Below are 16,008 nucleotides of genomic sequence, written 5' to 3'. Positions count from 1 at the left end.
GGCGTGCGATTACCGAAGAACCCCCGCGGAGCGAGCGGCGCGCAACCAGTCCGGGAATTCGCCGAGCAATCGCTGGTAGAGGTCGTCGTCTCCGATCCGGTCGATATCGTCGACCGCGAAGAATCCGGCGTTGTCGACCACGCGACCGTCCATGGTGTCGAGGGTGCGCAGCAGACCGTAGTTGGCCGCGCCGAGGCCGATGAACTGCCAGAAGATCGGGAGCCCGGACGCAGCGCGCATGGGGTCGGTGATCTTGCGTTTCTCGTGGAATCCGCCGTCGGTGAAGAAGAGCACAAGGGTGGGGTCAGCGGTGGGATCGAGAGTGTCCATGATCTCGCGCATGATCGGGATCTCGTTGTTGACCCCGCCGATGCGGGCATAGTCGACGCCACCGTGCCTGCCGGACATGTGCAGGTAGGTGTCGCACCAGTGTTCGGCGGCATCGACGGCGACCGGGGGCAGCGCGGCGAAGTTCTTGGCGTAGAGATACGGCTCGAGGCGACCGTCGTCGTCGAGTTGGATCGCGACCGGGATCATCCGCTGGACGACTCTGTGGACCACGCCGGTCCGGTAGAGGGTCGACATACTGCCGGACTTGTCGATCACCAGCACGACGCGTGCCCGCGCCGGACGGATTACCGAGACTGTCGCGCATCGTCAGCGGGTCATATGCCGACGGCCCGGAGTTTATTGGCACGTTCGGGGCAGAGTGGTCACAGGCCCTGATCGGGCCTCAGCTGGGGGCGGCCTTGCCGAAACGCCAGTAGCCGGTGAAGGTGATGTCGGCCTTGGGGACTCCGCGGTCGTTGGCCAGGTGCCTGCGCGCGCCGGTGGCCAGACTCTGTTCGCCCGCGACGAAGCCGTAGACGCCGGAGGTGGGCAGGTCGGATTCGCGGACGGTTTCGAGGGCGAGTTCGCCTACCGCGTCGTCCGGATTCTTTCGCGTCAGCCAGTGCACCTGCACGCCCTCGGGCGCGCCGAGTTCTTGAACGTCGTCGGCGGCGGGGATCTCGATGTAGGCCGCGCCACGCAGGTCGCGCGGCGCCGAGCGCAGCACACCCGCGAGGGCGGGCAGCGCGCTCTCGTCACCCACGAGCAATGACCAGTTCGTGTGCTCGGGCGGCTGGTACATGAGGCCCTCGTCGAACAGGCCGACCGGCGTCCCGGTGCTCACATTGTTCGCCCAGGCCGAGGCGGGGCTGTCGTCGCCGTGGGAGACGAAGTCGATATCGATCTCGGGATGGTCGCCGTATTCTCCGGAACCCGCCGGACGGAAATCGCGCACCGTGTAGTTGCGTACCAAGGGACGGGAGTCCTTGCTCATCATCAGGTATTGGGCATACCAGAGGTTGTTCGCGACGGTCGGCAGTCGTAGTTCGCTCTGCTGTTCCCTGCGGAGGAACAGGCGAAACCACTGGTCGTAGCCCATGGCGGTGAAATCGTGCAGGTCGGGACCTCCGACGGTCACCCGCACGAAATTGGTGCTGATTCGCTTCGACGTCAGGGTCTCGGCGGACCGGATCCGCCGCGCCTCCGGCTTGACGTACTTCACGCGCTTGGCCATGTGTTTAGGTTAGCAAACCCTAAGTATGTTCGTGCAGGTGCCGGGTGTCGTTCAGTTGAAAGAGCACGCCGAACCGGCGAGTGTGTCCGGGACGTGTGCCCGAATGCGGTCAGCAGCTCGTCGGGAGCGGAAAGCACACCGCGGGCAGCGATATCGGTGACCGGCCCGGCGTCTCCGCACCGGGCGGACCGACGACTTCGGCGTTCTGGTTCTGCTGGGCCGGTGGGGTCACCGAAGCCCCCTCCTCGGCGGCTCCCGTGGAGACGATGACCCAGATCGCGCCGACGCTCAACGCGATGACGGCGAGCGCGGCGAGTTGCTGCGGGAGACGGTCCCCCAGTTTCAGGCTCGGCATACGCGTGGGGACGTGGTCGCGGATCGTGGTCACCGCGGCGTGAAGTGGGTTCGCGGAACGATTTTCGGGCTCGACGACGGTCACATTCCTGCGCAGGAACCGCGGCTCGTCGACGGGTGCGGACACATCCGCGAGCACCGGACGGGACGCGCGGACAGGCAACGAAGCATCCACGTGCGGCCCGCGGGTGGACGGTTCCGCCACCGTGCGCTCCGAGGGCGGCGGGGCGACATCCCGGTACGCGAACGGCGGAGCTCCGCTCGACCGGGCGACATTCCCGTACACGGGCAGGGGCTCGTTCGGCTCCGGCCGGACCGGGACGGTCCTGCGCGGCAGGGGCGCGGGGCGGTCGTCGTCGATCCACGACGTCCATCGGTCGGTGAACTCCGACGCCGGGTGAGCGATCGGGGACGGATCGACCTCCGCCTCGGGTGCGCTCTCGCGGAATTCCCCCGATGTTCCGGTCGGCCGGGCGGGCTCGACGGGTGCGGGCGGCGTCGGGCTCTTGTCGAGGACGAGCGCACGTACATCGTCGGAATCCGGCTCCGGGTGACCTCGCTGGACGTCCATTGCGGGCGGGGACGCCAAGGCGTCGTCATCGGGCGGAATCCAGGGCGGACGCACGTAGGTGGACGGCACTCGCGGAACCGGCGACGAGTCCGTGTCGGGATCCGGCGCTATCCACGGCAATTGATGGTCGGCCCGAGGCGACAGCGAATGGGGCGGACGCTGACCGCCCGATTCCGGCAGACGCCGCGGTTCGAGATCCGTGGGAATGTCCTCCAGGCCGTCCGGATACGGCGCGGCGCCGGGACGAACAGGTGGTGCGGTATCCAGGTCGGACACACTGTCATCCCTCGGCCCGTGTTCTGTCCCGGTGGGCGGATGGTCGGCCCCGCCGGATTCGTCTGCTTCGTACGGCGCGGGAGACCCCGGTGGCGGCGAGTCGGTATGGGCCGATACCGCGTACGCCAATGGGGCGACGTAATTCAGTACCCCCTCGATCGGCACTCGGACACCGGATTCGTCGGCCCGGTCCGTGACGACGACCAACTGCTCCGACATCGCCGCCTGCGAGGAATCCCGCTGCTGGACGGCAGACGGTGTCGCGAGCGCGGTATCCACGGTCGACGCGGAGCTCGCGAGCCGGTGTGCGGGTGATTCCGGCATCCGCGCACCATCGATCACCGCGGACGCGTATTCGACCATCGGCGAATCCGCCGGGGCCGTGGTCACCGGTGTGGCACCGACCTCGGCGTCCTGCGCTGCAGTGCGGCGAGCGAACTGTCCGGACAGGTGATCCGGATATGCCTGCGCGACAGCGGCACCCGACACCTCGGTCACCGATTCCTCCCGGCCCGCGACCGATTCGCCACTCACCGCGGCCGAGCGCTGGACGCGACGACCGGTCGCCGACGGAAACCCCTCGGCCAGAAGGTCTTCGACCGTGAGCTGATCGCCGATGTTCATATCGACCAACAGCGCGTGCACCGCCTCCGCCGTCCACAGCAGTTTGCGATTCGAGGTGCGGTGCAACCACGCCCGCAACTCGCCCGGTGTGGATCCGAGGACGACACCGCAGCCGTGCTGCCGCGATTCGACCTCGAGGGTGATGGTCGATTCCCAGGACGGAACGACGACGATCAACCCGTCCACGTAGGCATCGGGGTGGTGTCCGCGCACCAGCGTCTTGAGGTTGAACACATTGTTCGTCACCTGGTCGAACGGGCTGGTGTCGTTGTCGCGCACGTGGATCGGGTCGCCCTCGAAGCCCGACAGCCGCCAGCGACCGTCGGCCTGTACCGACAGCACACCCGAGGTCGCGTCGGGAACCGTGCCCTTGACCTCGATCACGACCACCGCCCGTGGCGTGATGACGACGAGGTCGGCTTCCTGGGTATCGCCCTCGCGGTGTCTCTCGGGGACATGACATCCCGAGATCGCAAGGCCGACAATGATGTATTGACCCGTCCAGGTCCGCATCCAGTCGAGAACTCGCTGTTCGGATCGCGGCAGGGCCGCCCGTTCGTTGATGACCAGCATCGGCGGTCACCCTCCATCACGCTCGCACAATCGACCAGTCGACAGTATCCGGCGCATGAACGCGCGGGAAACCCGAAAGGCACTGTAAGAGCAGGGCATTGGCATCACAAAGTCGGGCGTGGCGCAGTGTGAGAGTCGACACAGCACCGCACGGGATCCGACGCCGGGAATCGAGGTTCAGGGGGCATCCCGATGATTGCCCACCGACGCGCTCCCGTGCCGACACCGGCGCGAGGCTCCGCGCGGATCACGCGGCGAGCTGCGGCGCGTGTCGATCGTTCGCTCGACAGCGGCCCGGTTGCCCGGTCGATGCCCGCGCCGCTGTGCCACACTGTCCCCCGCTGTAATTCTCGAATGGAGCACTATGCGATTCACTGCCGCCCTCGGCGCTTCCACCCTTGCCCTGGGCTTCGCCCTCACCGCGACCGGCGCGGCCACCGCCGCACCCGAGTCCGGCTGCCACCCTTCCTACACCCCGTGCGTTCCGTACGCGAGCGACGTCGACTGCAAGGGCGGCAGCGGCAACGGGCCCGCCTACACCGGACGGGTGCAGGTCATCGGCCCCGACGAATACGACCTCGACCGCGACGGTGACGGCATCGCCTGCGAGAAGAGCTGAGCCTCGGCGCGCGATCCGTTCCGGCGCCAGCCGAACGGATCGCGCGCGACGCGACTACCCCGCCATCCCCCGCTCGATCTCCTCGATCAACGCCACCGAATCCTCCAGTTCCAGCGCCGAGGACCGCGCGCGCAGATACTGGTACTTCAACTGCTCGACGATCCTGGGTTCCTCGATCAATTCCGACCAGGTCGCCGATTCCAGTCGACCGATGGTCGGCAGCCGCTCACTCGCGAACTCGAGGACGGTGAAGGTCGCCGCATTGACCGCCGCGGCCGTGTCCACCTCGAACGGGATCACCCGAATGTCGACCGTGCCCGGCAGATCCTCGATCGCCGAGACCAACGCGCGCAACTGCGCGCGCTGCACGCCGACACCGCCCACCTGCTGCATCAGCGCCGCCTGTCCCAGAACCACGGTGAGCAGCACCGGATGCTCACCGCGCAGTCGCCGCTGTCGTTCCAGCCTGGCCCTGACCAGTTCCTCCGCCTCCGCGGGTCGCGCGGCCACCGTCGAGGTCATCAGCGCGCGAATGTAGTCCTCGGTCTGCAAAAGCGCGGGGACGACCGAACTCTCGTAACTCTTGACGTGGGTCGCGCCCGCCTCAAGTCCGAGGTAGCGCAGCGTGCCCTCGTCGAACAGTGCCGAGTACCGGTTCCACCAGCCGCGCTCCTTCGCCAGGCCGCGCAGTTCGACCAGTTCGCGCCGTTCGCCCGCGGGGAATTCGAGCAGGGCGGCGAGCTGGTCGAGTTTGTTCTCGGCGAGGACCCCTTTGTAATTGGTGATCTGCGACCAGTAGGTGGGTCCGATGCCGAGCGTCTTCTGGATCTCGCGGGACGTGAGGCCGAGTTCGTTGACGCGCTGACGTATTCGGAGCACCAGTTCCCAACCCGCGACGGTCGGGGAGGTCGGCGCCATCGGTACTCCTCAGCTCGGTCCGGCCGCTGGGGCCCGCTCGTGCGGGAGAATACCGATATTCACGATTGTCACCTCGTGTGAATTTCAGTGCTGTAGATTCACTCTCTGATTCAGTGGACCCGGGGGCTGATCTGCGGGAGGGCTGAGCAGCGGACCTGAGCAGCGGTGGCACGCCGAGCATTCGGCGAGATCGGGGAACCATGTCGGTGCAGGTAGTCAATCGTGTACATGTCATCAGCGATCGGAGCGGGCACAATGCCAGAACCGTCGGGGACGGCCGGTGGGTGGTGTCGTACCTACCGGGCCGCACGGTGTCGCTGGAACAGGCCGTCGCTGCCGTGCAATTCGCCGAATTCGTCTGCGAAGCAGCAGAATTCGCCCGACTCATCGGATTGACCACGCGGGAGGCAGTGTATTACGCCCTCGCCGATCCGCCGTGGCGAACAGAGACGCCGGGTGTCACGCGAAGGCGGCGCTGAGATGAGCGCGAGTCGACAACCGGGGACCCCGTCGAACCTGTTCCCCTCGAAGGAGTTGCTCCTCGATTCCTGCGCCGGTAAGCGCGGCGCGTCCCATCCGGTGCTGTGGGCGGCCGGCGAGCTGGCCCTCGCCCATACCGAATTACGAACCGCCGCGGGTCCACGCGGGGAGATCGCGATCCGTCGCACGAGCCTGGTCCGCCATATCGATCGCTGGCTCGCGGCCGAACTACCCTCCGCGCACGGCGGGGCGCACCTGCACACCGAATCGGTTGGCGCCGTGGTCGATCGACTCGCCCGATACAGCGTGCTCGCCCGCGGCGCGCTGACCGATCGTCATCCGGAACCGGAACTGCATCACGCCTGGCACCGGCTCTCCGAACTCGCCCTCGGCTACCGTGACCTCGCCTTCGAGGTCGGCGCGGGGTTGCGGCGAATCCCCGATCTCACCGATCCCGGGCTGACGCTCTGACCGTGCCGCGCGAACGACCGATAGGCTTACCACCCATCCGGAACGAACACCTCGGAGCAGACGACATACAGAACGATTCCTTTCCGCGACACACGAGACGTCAGGAGAGTTCGAATGAAACGTATGGCGAATATGGTCGGCGCGGTTCTCGGCACGGCGGCACTGGCCGCGGCGACGGCGGCGACATTCTCCACCGGTATCGCGCAGGCCGACCCCGGCCCGGTCTTCTTCAACGCGGGCAGCGCCAACTGCGCCATCTTCGACGACGGGACCGTCGGCTGTGACCTGGGCGGACCGGTCCCGGTGCAGTACAGCTTCCTGCCCGCAACGGTGAAGATGAACAAGATCGTCATCAGCCAGCCGTGGCTGCCCGCCCACCCCTCCACCGACCCGGGCACCCCGTACACCCTCGCGGGCGGCAATCCCGCCCTCGCGGACGTGAAATCCGGCGACGGACAGTGGGGGCCCTACGTCGAGTACGCGGGCGCGAAATGCGAGGCCGGTTTCCACGGCAGTTTCACCTGTTCGTCGAAGGGCCGGTCCTGGACCTGGTTCGCCGGGGTGATCTCGGCCTGATCCGGCGGCGCGACCGGGGCGGGGCCCCCTCCCCGGTCGCCGCCTTCCGCGGAATCGTCCACGTTCGGCATCCGATGGTGGGAAGCTCGAAGTACCGCGGTGTCGAGGCGAGGAAGCGTGACACATGGTGGACAAGACGAGTGGATCTGCCGGGGGCAACGGCAGAGTGGTGACGGTCGACCGGCCCGAACGCATTCGGAATGTGGTGCTGGTCGGTCATTGCGGGGCGGGTAAGACGACACTGGTCGACGCGCTGGCGTTGACCGCGGGGGCCGTGAATCGCGCCGGGCGGGTGGAGGACGGGACCTCCCTGTCCGATTACGACGACATCGAACATCGTCAGCGCCGATCCGTGCAGCTGTCGGTGGTGCCGATGGCCTGGGACGGCATGAAGATCAACCTGGTCGACACCCCCGGTTACGCCGATTTCGTCGGCGAGTTGCGGGCCGGGCTGCGCGCGGCGGACGCGGCCCTGTTCGTCGTCTCGGCGGCCGAGGGGCCGGAGGGGGTGAGCGGGGCGACGCAGGCGCTGTGGGAGGAATGCGCGGCGGTGGGTATGCCGCGCGCGATCGTCATCACCCATCTCGACACCGCACGCGGGGATTTCGACGATATGGTGCGGACCTGCGGCGAGGTACTCGGCGGTGGGGCCGAGCACGTGCTGCCGCTGCATATGCCCGTCTACGGGACGAAGAGTCCGGACGGACATCGCCCGGTGACCGGGCTGATCGAATTACTGCCGAATTGCGTCGTCGACTATTCCTCGGGCGTCGCCGAGCGGACCGCCCCGTCGGAGGAACAGCGCGCGGTGCTCGAGGACGCGCGTAATCGGCTGATCGAGGGAATCATCGCCGAGAGCGAGGACGAATCGCTGATGGAGCGATATCTCGCCGGTGACGATATCGAACTCGGCACCTTGACCGCCGATCTCGAGCGGGCCGTCGCGCACGGCAGTTTCCACCCGGTGCTGTTCGGCGCGCCCGCGGTCGAAGGCGCGAAACAGGGGCTCGGCACGGTGGAACTGCTCGATCTGATCGTCGGCGGATTCCCGACACCGACCGAACACGTGGTCCGTGCCGCGCCCGCGACCAACGGCAGCGAACCGCGCCCGCTGTCGTGCGACCCGGGCGCGGCCCTGGCGGCGGAGGTGATCCGCACCGCGTCGGACCCCTACGTCGGGCGGGTATCGCTGGTCCGGGTCTTCTCGGGAACCCTGCACACCGACGACACCGTGCACGTCTGCGGGCACGGCCTGGAGGAGCGCGGGCATCCCGATCACGACGTCGACGAACGCGTCGGCTCGGTGACCGCGCCGTTCGGCAAGCGGCAGTTCGCGCTGGGGCAGGTCATCGCGGGCGATATCGCCTATGTCGGCAAACTGGGGCACGCGGAAACCGGCGACACGCTGTCGGAGACCGGGGCTCCGCTGCTCATCCAACCGTGGCCGATGCCGGATCCGCTGCTGCCCATCGCGATTCGCGCGCACGGCAAATCCGACGAGGACAAACTGTCACACGGCCTCGCCCGGCTGGCCGCCGAGGATCCGACTCTGCGCGTCGAACACAACGCGCTGACCGAACAACTGGTGCTGTGGTGTCTGGGCGAAGCGCACCGGGATGTGGCGCTCGAGCGGCTGCGGAGCCGTTTCGGCGTCCAGGTGGACGTGGTCGAGCACCGGGTGGCGCTGCGCGAGACCTTCGCCGGGAAGGCCACCGCGCGCGGCAGGCATGTGAAGCAGTCCGGCGGGCACGGCCAGTACGCGGTCTGCGAGATCGAGGTGGAACCGCTGCCGGGCGGGTCGGGGATCGAGTTCGTCGACCGGGTGGTCGGCGGCGTGGTGCCGCGCCAGTTCATCCCCTCGGTCGAGAAGGGTGTGCGGGCGCAGGCGGCGCGCGGCGTCGCGGCCGGATATCCGCTGGTCGACGTCCGGGTGACGCTGTTCGACGGCAAGGCCCATTCGGTCGACTCCTCCGATTCGGCGTTCCAGACCGCGGGGGCGCTCGCGCTGCGCGAGGCCGCCGCCACCGCCGGAGTCGCGCTGCTCGAGCCGGTCGCGGAGGTCGCGGTCGTGGTGTCCGACGACTATGTCGGCTCGGTCCTGAGCGATCTGTCCGCGCGGCGCGGGCGGGTACTCGGCACCGAACCGCACGGTGACGGACGAACCCGGGTGCGCGCGGAGGTACCCGAACTCGCGCTGAGCCGCTACGCGATCGACCTGCGGTCGCTCTCGCACGGAACCGGCGACTTCAGCAGGAACTACGTCCGTCACGAGTCGATGCCCGCGGCCGTCGCGGAGGCGATCCGCGACGAGGCCGACCGCTGAGGTGACGGTGCGTCACGGTTACCGCTCCCGGCATTCGGGAGCAGTCCGTCCCGCCGCCGACCGGCCCCTACGCTGCCACTATCCTGGGAACCATGGCAGCAGGTAAGGGCGGCACGCAGTCCAAGGAAGCGAAAGCCGCGGCTAAGGCGGCGCGCAAACAGGCGTCGAAACAGCGGCGTCAGCAGCTGTGGCAGGCATTCCAGATGCAGCGCAAAGAGGACAAACTGCTGCTGCCGCTGATGATCGGCGCACTCGTCGGCATCACCGCGGTGTTCCTTGTCATCGGACTGATCTTCGGCATCCTGCTGTTCCTGCTGCCGCTGGGCATCTTGCTCGGCGTCCTGGCCGCCTTCATCATCTTCGGCCGCCGGGTGCAGAAGAACGTCTACGCCAAGGCCGAGGGCCAGGCGGGTGCGGCCGCGTGGGTGCTCGACAACCTGCAGGGCAAATGGCGGGTGAACAACGGCATCGCCGCGACAACCCAACTGGACGCCGTGCACCGGGTGATCGGGCTGCCCGGCGTCGTCTTCGTCGGCGAGGGCTCCCCGCAGCGGCTCAAGTCCCTGCTCGCGCAGGAGAAGAAGAAGACCGCCCGCCTGGTCGGCGACACCCCCATCTACGACGTGATCATCGGCAACGACGAGGGCCAGGTGCCGCTCAAGGAACTACAGCGCTACCTCACGAAGTTGCCACGCAATATCGACGTCAAGCGGATCGATCTCATCGAGGGCAGGCTGGCCGCGCTCGGTGCGCGCAGCGGACCCGCGATGCCGAAGGGGCCGATGCCCGCGGGCGCCAAGATGCGCGGTGTGCAGCGGACCATCCGCAGGCGCTGATCGCTTCGGCGATCAGCGCGCGTTGACGACCGCCGTTCCCGTCGCCCGGTCGTGCATGCCGCGACCGTCGGCGTCGGTGAACAACGCCGGTACCACGAAGATCAACAGCACCTGCCTGGCCAGCGCTCGCACGAACCCGACGGGCACCGCGGCATCGACCCGCAGGACCCGCAGCCGCAGGAAGTACTGACCGGGCGTGAACCCGAACAGCGTCACCGCGGCGACACCGACCACGAACCAGATCAGCAACGGCAGATTCGCGTTCACATGACGCAGGATCAGCAGCGATATCCCGACGGCCATCAGCCAGTCGACGAACATCGCCGCGATCCGGCGACCCTGCCCCGCGATCGACCCGGCGCCGGACTTCGGCAGGCCGAGGTGTTCGCCGGGAAACTCGGGCGTAGCCGAGTCCCCGGACTCGGCCGAGGGTCCGGAAAGCCAGCTACCGGTAATGCGCGCCATGGCTTCCAGGGTAGGCGGCGGCGACCACGGGGCCCGCATCGCATAAGGGGAGTTCAGCGTCACCGGGCGATGAACGGATGGCAGGATTACGATGCTGGACGAGCCGGGGTGAGCATCCACACCCCGCCAGCCGCACGTGTAACACTGGCGAAACACAGCCTTGATTGCCAGGAAACACCGCGTCCATAGCGTCTGGACGCGACGAACCCATGCAATCGACACTCGCTGGGAACCGATCCGTAAGGAGAACAAGTGACGTTCAGCACGGCCGACGAGGTCATCCAGTACATCAAGGAGCAGGAGGTCGAATACGTCGATATCCGCTTCAGCGATCTTCCGGGTGTACAGCAGCATTTCTCGATCCCGGGGAAGGCTTTCACCGCTGACCTCGCCGAGGAAGGGCTAGCCTTCGATGGCTCCTCCGTTCGTGGCTTCCAGTCGATCGACGAGTCGGACATGCTGCTGCTGCCGGACTTCAGCACCGCGCGCCTCGACCCGTTCCGCGCCGCCAAGACGCTGAACCTGAACTTCTTCGTGCATGATCCGTTCACCCGCGAGGCCTACTCCCGCGACCCGCGCAACATCGCGCGCAAGGCGGAGGAGTACCTGCGTTCGACCGGTATCGCCGACACCGCGTACTTCGGCGCCGAGGCGGAGTTCTACATCTTCGACTCGGTCCGCTACGACTCGACGATGAACAGCTCGTTCTACGAGATCGACTCGGTCTCGGGCTCCTGGAACACCGGCGCCAAGACCAACCCGGACGGCACCGCCAACCGTGGTTACAAGGTGCGCAACAAGGGTGGTTACTTCCCCGTCGCGCCGTACGACCACTACGTCGACCTGCGCGACAAGATCGCGACCAACCTGCAGAACGCGGGCTTCGAACTCGAGCGCGGCCACCACGAGGTCGGCACCGCCGGTCAGGCCGAGATCAACTACAAGTTCAACACCCTGCTCGGCGCGGCCGACGACCTGCAGCTCTTCAAGTACATCGTGAAGAACACCGCGTGGGCCGACGGCAAGACCGTCACCTTCATGCCGAAGCCCCTCTTCGGTGACAACGGCTCGGGCATGCACGCGCACCAGTCGCTGTGGAAGGACGGCAAGCCGCTGTTCCACGATGAGGCCGGCTACGGTGGCCTGTCCGATATCGCGCGCCACTACATCGGCGGCATCCTGCACCACGCGCCGTCGCTGCTCGCGTTCACCAACCCGACCGTGAACTCCTACCACCGCCTGGTGCCGGGCTACGAAGCCCCCATCAACCTGGTGTACTCGCAGCGCAACCGCTCGGCCGCGGTCCGCATCCCGGTCACCGGCAACAACCCCAAGGCCAAGCGCATCGAGTTCCGCGCGCCGGACTCCTCGGGCAACCCGTACCTGGCCTTCGCCGCCATGCTGATGGCGGGCCTGGACGGCATCAAGAAGAAGATCGAGCCGCTGGCCCCCGTCGACAAGGACCTCTACGAGCTCCCGCCGGAGGAGGCCAAGAACATCCCCCAGGCCCCCACCAGCCTGGCCTCGGTCATCGACCGCCTCGAGCAGGATCACGACTACCTGACCGAAGGCAACGTCTTCACCCCCGACCTGATCGAAACCTGGATCGACATCAAGCGCACCCAGGAAATCGCCCCGGTCAACCTGCGTCCGCACCCGTACGAGTTCGAGCTCTACTTCGACGTGTAAGGGTTCGTAGTGGTGTGAGCTGCGGCGGAGCATCTGTTTCAGGTCGTCCGTCCGCAGTTCGTACGCGGTAGTTCCAGTCGAGTCCATCCACTCCGTGATCGCTTCACCGATCGCGAAGCGGGTGGACTCGTCTGCGTCTGTGCACAGACGCTCCTAGTGGGCCGTATTTGAAGTTCTTCGGCGGTCAGCCTTCGCCAGGATCTGCTCGGCGGTCTTGGTCCAGACGAAGGGCTTCGCTCGCGGGTTCCAGCCGTTGATGAACTCGCGGATCTTGGTAGTCAGCTCGCGGACGTTGCGGAAGGTCCCGCGGTGGATGGCTTGGCGTTCGATGATGCCGAACCAGACTTCGACCAGGTTCATCCACGACGCCGAGGTCGGGGTGAAATGCACTCGGATACGCGGGTTCTCGGCGAGCCAGGCCCGGACCTCAGCCTTCTTGTGGGCGGCGTAGTTGTCCATCACCAGGTGCAGCTCACCGGCCGGATAGGCGCGGGCCACGTGACGCAGGAAAGCAAGAAACTCCTGGTGGCGGTGCCTGGGTTTACACACCCCGGTGACCTTGCCTGTAGCGATCTCCAGCGCCGCGAACAGGGTCGTGGTGCCGTTGCGGACGTAGTCGTGGGTTTGCCGTTGCGGGATCCCGATCTGCATCGGCAACGTCGGCGCAGTCCGGTCCAGGGCTTGGATCTGTTGGGTCGAGGACGGGACGCCGTGCAGCGTTTCAGCTGTCGGTTTCCCCGTCCCCGCCCGCCGAACCCGGCGTGCGAGTTGTCCCCGCACCGGGCTCTCCACGTGTCCCGAAAGGGGTTTTATGCGATGAGTTCGGACAGGTAGCCGACGAAGACGACATCGTCGTGGTCGGTCCGGCGGTAGCGTGCTCCCGCTGGGTCGACCGCATCGAGGTTGAACGGCGTGGAGATCTTCGTTCCGCGGTAGCGGTAACGCTCCACGCGCATCTTCGCCGGGTTGTAGAGGGTGACACTGTTGTCGCTGATCCGGTCGGCGCCGTAGAAGCGTCGGCGGACCTGCTTCCAGGTCAGGTGGGGGTGCTTGCGGCGAATCCAGTAGATCACCCGCCACCAGGCATACCAGCCCAGGTAGGAGAAGGTTTTCTTGGACACGCCGTAGCGGAAGTAGGCGGCCCAACCCCGAAGTATCGGGTTGATCTTCCGCAGTAACTGCCCCAGCCGCAGCGACGTCGTCGCTGCCCCGGTTGCCCGCTTGATCTTGCGCATCACCCCGGCCAAAGCGTTCTTGGACGGGATGGTCAGCACGACGCGACGGCCATCGCCCCGTGTCCACCGCTGGACGCGGAAGCCGAGGAATACATAGCCGGAATCGACGTGCGTGACGTGTGTCTTCTCCACCGAGAGAGTCATCTTCAGCTCCCGGCCCAACAACTCGCCGATCTCGGATCGCAACGCTTCGGCGTCGGACCGTTCGCCGTGCACGAGCACGACGAAGTCGTCAGCGAAACGCACCAGCCGATAGTTCGGCAGCCCTTTGCGGCGGCGCTGTTGACGCCGCCACGGCGGGCTCATGTCCCGTTCCTGGATCAGCATGAAATGCCGATCCAGAACCGACAGGTAGATGTTGGCCAGCAGCGGCGAAGCGACTCCACCCTGCGGCGTGCCGGTCAGGCTCGCCGCGAAACCCCCGTGTTCGCTGATGATCCCGGCCCGCAGGAACGCACGGACCAGGCCCAGCACCTTGCGATCGGTGACACGCTCAGCCACCAAGCCCATCAGGACCTGGTGATCGACGTTGTCGAAACACGCGGTGATGTCCCCTTCGACCACCCATTCATAGCCTTGGGTGTGCATCTTGTGGATCTCGGCGATGGCATCCTGCGCCCGTCGCCCAGGCCGATACCCGTAGGAATGCGGGTAGAACTCGGCCTCGAAGATCGGTTCCAGAACCAGCTTGAGCGCCATCTGCGCCACCCGATCCCGCAAGGTCGGTATCCCGAGATGACGGAGTTTGCCGCCCTTCTTCGGGATCGTCACCCGCCGGACCGGCAGCGCGGTGAACGTGCCTTCTCTCAAGGAATTTCGCAGTTCCTCCAGAAAGGGCAGCACCCCGACGACGTCCTCGACGTGACTGCGGATGACCGCATCCACCCCTGCCGTCCGGGAGCCCCGGTTGCCCGACACACGATCCCAGGCAACCAGCAAAGTCGCCCGATCACAGACCAGATTGAACACATCATCGAACCGCTTACACGGTTCGTCTTTCGCCCATCGGTGCAGTTTGCGCTGGTGACCGAGTACCCGACGTTCGGCCATGAACAGCACCGTCTCGTCCAGCGCACCGCTATTCAACGATGACCTCCTCCTCACCGGTCGTCACTGCCGATCACGCTGTCGCCCTTCCCCAAGTGCACGGGCTTTCCCCGGCTCGAAGTACTACGGCGACTCCGCCACGACCCGATACCCACAGCGGGCGTCGCGCCTGCCCACCGACCGGTCGATGACCGGTTCGGTTCGGGCGGCATCGGGCCGCTTCCCACGTTCACTGATGTCCGTTACGACGGTGTCGGCATCCAGCTATACCCCGGCGGCATCGCCACCGGCCGCACATCGCAGTCTTGGCCGGGGCCTCCCACCACCCAAAACCCACAGGCGATGAGAGCGAGCAGATCAAGACACACGACCTGCCCAGCGCCGCAAGCGATCCATCCGCCAGATTTCGCGGATCGCTGACGACTGACGGGGCTTCTGCCACTGGTTCGGTTTCCCTATGCCTTTCCGTCCTCGCTCGCGGGCACGAGCCGTCTGACAGTTCCGGCTCGCCCCTACATTGTCGAGGCTGCTCCCGGCCTCCCCCTCAACCCAGGGCTCGACCTGCCTCCAGCTTCGACCGGTCGCTACGACGACCGGCGGCGGGCACCACCTCCCGCACGGCTTTCATCAGCGCCTCGTGGCGCACGGGATTTCTCGTCGACGCAGAGCACGATCGCGTTCTCTGGCGGGTTCATGTAGAGCCCGACGATGTCGGTGACCTTGCCGGCGAGTTCTGGATCGGTGGAGAACTTGAACGTCTCGGCTCGCCACGGTTGGACCCCGTACTCGCTCCACACCTTCGACACGGTCCCGTGCGCGATACCCAGATGGTCGGCCAGAAGACGCGAACTCCAGTGCGTGACACCGTATTTGCGCGGAGGTGGGGTCAACGTGGTGGTGATCAGTTTGTCCCGGTCCAGAGTCCGTGGCCGTCCTGACCGGTGCTCGTCGTGCAACCCGTCGATCCCATGGGTCTGGTAGCGGGATCGCCAGTTGATCACGGTCTGGCGCGAGATATCGAACCGGCGAGCGATCTCGGCATGGGCCACACCATCGGCGGCCAGAGTGATGATCCGGGCTCGTAGGACGAGTCCGGACTTCATCGTCGTCGACCGGATCCAGGCTTGCAGGATCTCTCGGTCACCATCACGCAACACCAGCGGGGCAGCTCGCACCAGCCGATTCAACCAGATCGAGTACTGCCCAACAACTTCGAAATCGACCCACTAGGTTTCCGATGTCGTCTGGCGCTGGCACGGCGACCCATTTGATGGCCGCCCGCGGGCTTTCCTCGCCATTCGCGGCCATGTATACCCCTACGGCCACTTCATCACCGCTGTCAACAACGGCAACGTCATTTCACGCGGGAATCTGGTCTTCGCCTCCA

General features: G+C 66.5%; 13 protein-coding genes and 2 pseudogenes. 7 read left to right on the top strand and 8 right to left on the bottom strand.

The window, feature by feature from the left end; genetic code table 11:
* Nucleotides 1-9: 9 nt before the first annotated feature.
* From OG225_RS03315 to OG225_RS03305, 3 genes and pseudogenes are all read right to left on the bottom strand, one after another.
* Nucleotides 10-624: pseudogene (locus tag OG225_RS03315) on the bottom strand (vWA domain-containing protein); the annotation flags it as partial.
* 109 nt (nt 625-733) lie between these two features.
* Nucleotides 734-1,564: a siderophore-interacting protein gene (locus OG225_RS03310; protein ID WP_405180348.1), complete on the bottom strand. Its 831-nt coding sequence runs from the start codon at nt 1,562-1,564 to the stop codon at nt 734-736.
* Nucleotides 1,565-1,673: 109 nt separating this feature from the next.
* Complete coding sequence (locus tag OG225_RS03305; protein WP_405180347.1) at nt 1,674-3,962, bottom strand: NERD domain-containing protein; 2,289 nt, start codon at nt 3,960-3,962, stop codon at nt 1,674-1,676.
* A 364-nt stretch (nt 3,963-4,326) separates the two neighbouring features.
* Here OG225_RS03305 and OG225_RS03300 point away from each other — a divergent pair, with 364 nt between their 5' ends.
* Complete coding sequence (locus tag OG225_RS03300; RefSeq protein ID WP_109526324.1) at nt 4,327-4,581, top strand: excalibur calcium-binding domain-containing protein; 255 nt, start codon at nt 4,327-4,329, stop codon at nt 4,579-4,581.
* Nucleotides 4,582-4,635: 54 nt separating this feature from the next.
* Here OG225_RS03300 and OG225_RS03295 read toward each other — a convergent pair whose 3' ends face one another.
* A complete protein-coding gene (locus OG225_RS03295; RefSeq protein WP_405180346.1) occupies nt 4,636-5,499 on the bottom strand; it encodes a Scr1 family TA system antitoxin-like transcriptional regulator in 864 nt (287 codons plus the stop codon).
* 200 nt (nt 5,500-5,699) lie between these two features.
* Here OG225_RS03295 and OG225_RS03290 point away from each other — a divergent pair, with 200 nt between their 5' ends.
* From OG225_RS03290 to OG225_RS03270, 5 genes are all read left to right on the top strand, one after another.
* Nucleotides 5,700-5,978 carry a hypothetical protein gene (locus OG225_RS03290; RefSeq protein ID WP_405180345.1) on the top strand — a complete coding sequence of 93 codons (279 nt, stop codon included), beginning with the start codon at nt 5,700-5,702 and terminating at the stop codon, nt 5,976-5,978.
* A 1-nt stretch (nt 5,979) separates the two neighbouring features.
* Entirely contained in the window at nt 5,980-6,450 is a 471-nt protein-coding gene (locus tag OG225_RS03285) for a DUF4254 domain-containing protein (RefSeq protein WP_216911827.1), read from the top strand.
* Nucleotides 6,451-6,564: 114 nt separating this feature from the next.
* On the top strand, nt 6,565-7,026 hold the full coding sequence (locus tag OG225_RS03280; protein WP_405180344.1) for a hypothetical protein: 462 nt from the start codon (nt 6,565-6,567) through the stop codon (nt 7,024-7,026).
* Nucleotides 7,027-7,150: 124 nt separating this feature from the next.
* Complete coding sequence (locus tag OG225_RS03275; RefSeq protein WP_405180343.1) at nt 7,151-9,349, top strand: elongation factor G-like protein EF-G2; 2,199 nt, start codon at nt 7,151-7,153, stop codon at nt 9,347-9,349.
* A 92-nt stretch (nt 9,350-9,441) separates the two neighbouring features.
* Entirely contained in the window at nt 9,442-10,185 is a 744-nt protein-coding gene (locus tag OG225_RS03270; protein ID WP_109526330.1) for a DUF4191 domain-containing protein, read from the top strand.
* Nucleotides 10,186-10,197: 12 nt separating this feature from the next.
* Here OG225_RS03270 and OG225_RS03265 read toward each other — a convergent pair whose 3' ends face one another.
* Nucleotides 10,198-10,650, bottom strand: coding sequence for an RDD family protein (locus OG225_RS03265; RefSeq protein WP_109526331.1), 453 nt, complete (start codon nt 10,648-10,650; stop codon nt 10,198-10,200).
* A gap of 252 nt (nt 10,651-10,902) precedes the next feature.
* Between OG225_RS03265 and glnA the strand changes: the two genes are divergently transcribed.
* Nucleotides 10,903-12,339: a type I glutamate--ammonia ligase gene (glnA, locus tag OG225_RS03260; protein WP_216911835.1), complete on the top strand. Its 1,437-nt coding sequence runs from the start codon at nt 10,903-10,905 to the stop codon at nt 12,337-12,339.
* Nucleotides 12,340-12,492: 153 nt separating this feature from the next.
* On the opposite strand, the pseudogene OG225_RS03255 reads toward glnA, so the two are convergent.
* The 3 genes and pseudogenes from OG225_RS03255 to OG225_RS03245 form a co-directional block, all read right to left on the bottom strand.
* Nucleotides 12,493-13,029, bottom strand: a pseudogene (locus tag OG225_RS03255) (IS630 family transposase); the annotation flags it as partial.
* A 119-nt stretch (nt 13,030-13,148) separates the two neighbouring features.
* Nucleotides 13,149-14,660: a group II intron reverse transcriptase/maturase gene (gene ltrA / locus OG225_RS03250; protein WP_331758516.1), complete on the bottom strand. Its 1,512-nt coding sequence runs from the start codon at nt 14,658-14,660 to the stop codon at nt 13,149-13,151.
* Nucleotides 14,661-15,205: 545 nt separating this feature from the next.
* The gene (locus OG225_RS03245; protein WP_405179462.1) at nt 15,206-15,796 is read right to left on the bottom strand and encodes an IS630 family transposase; all 591 of its coding nucleotides are present in this window, start codon (nt 15,794-15,796) and stop codon (nt 15,206-15,208) included.
* Nucleotides 15,797-16,008 lie beyond the last annotated feature (212 nt).

The sequence above is a fragment of the Nocardia sp. NBC_01377 genome (assembly GCF_045040005.1).
Taxonomy (GTDB): Bacteria; Actinomycetota; Actinomycetes; order Mycobacteriales; family Mycobacteriaceae; genus Nocardia; species Nocardia noduli.
Note: the sequence above shows the minus strand (reverse complement) of the source record. Positions and strands in the feature narration are given on the sequence as shown.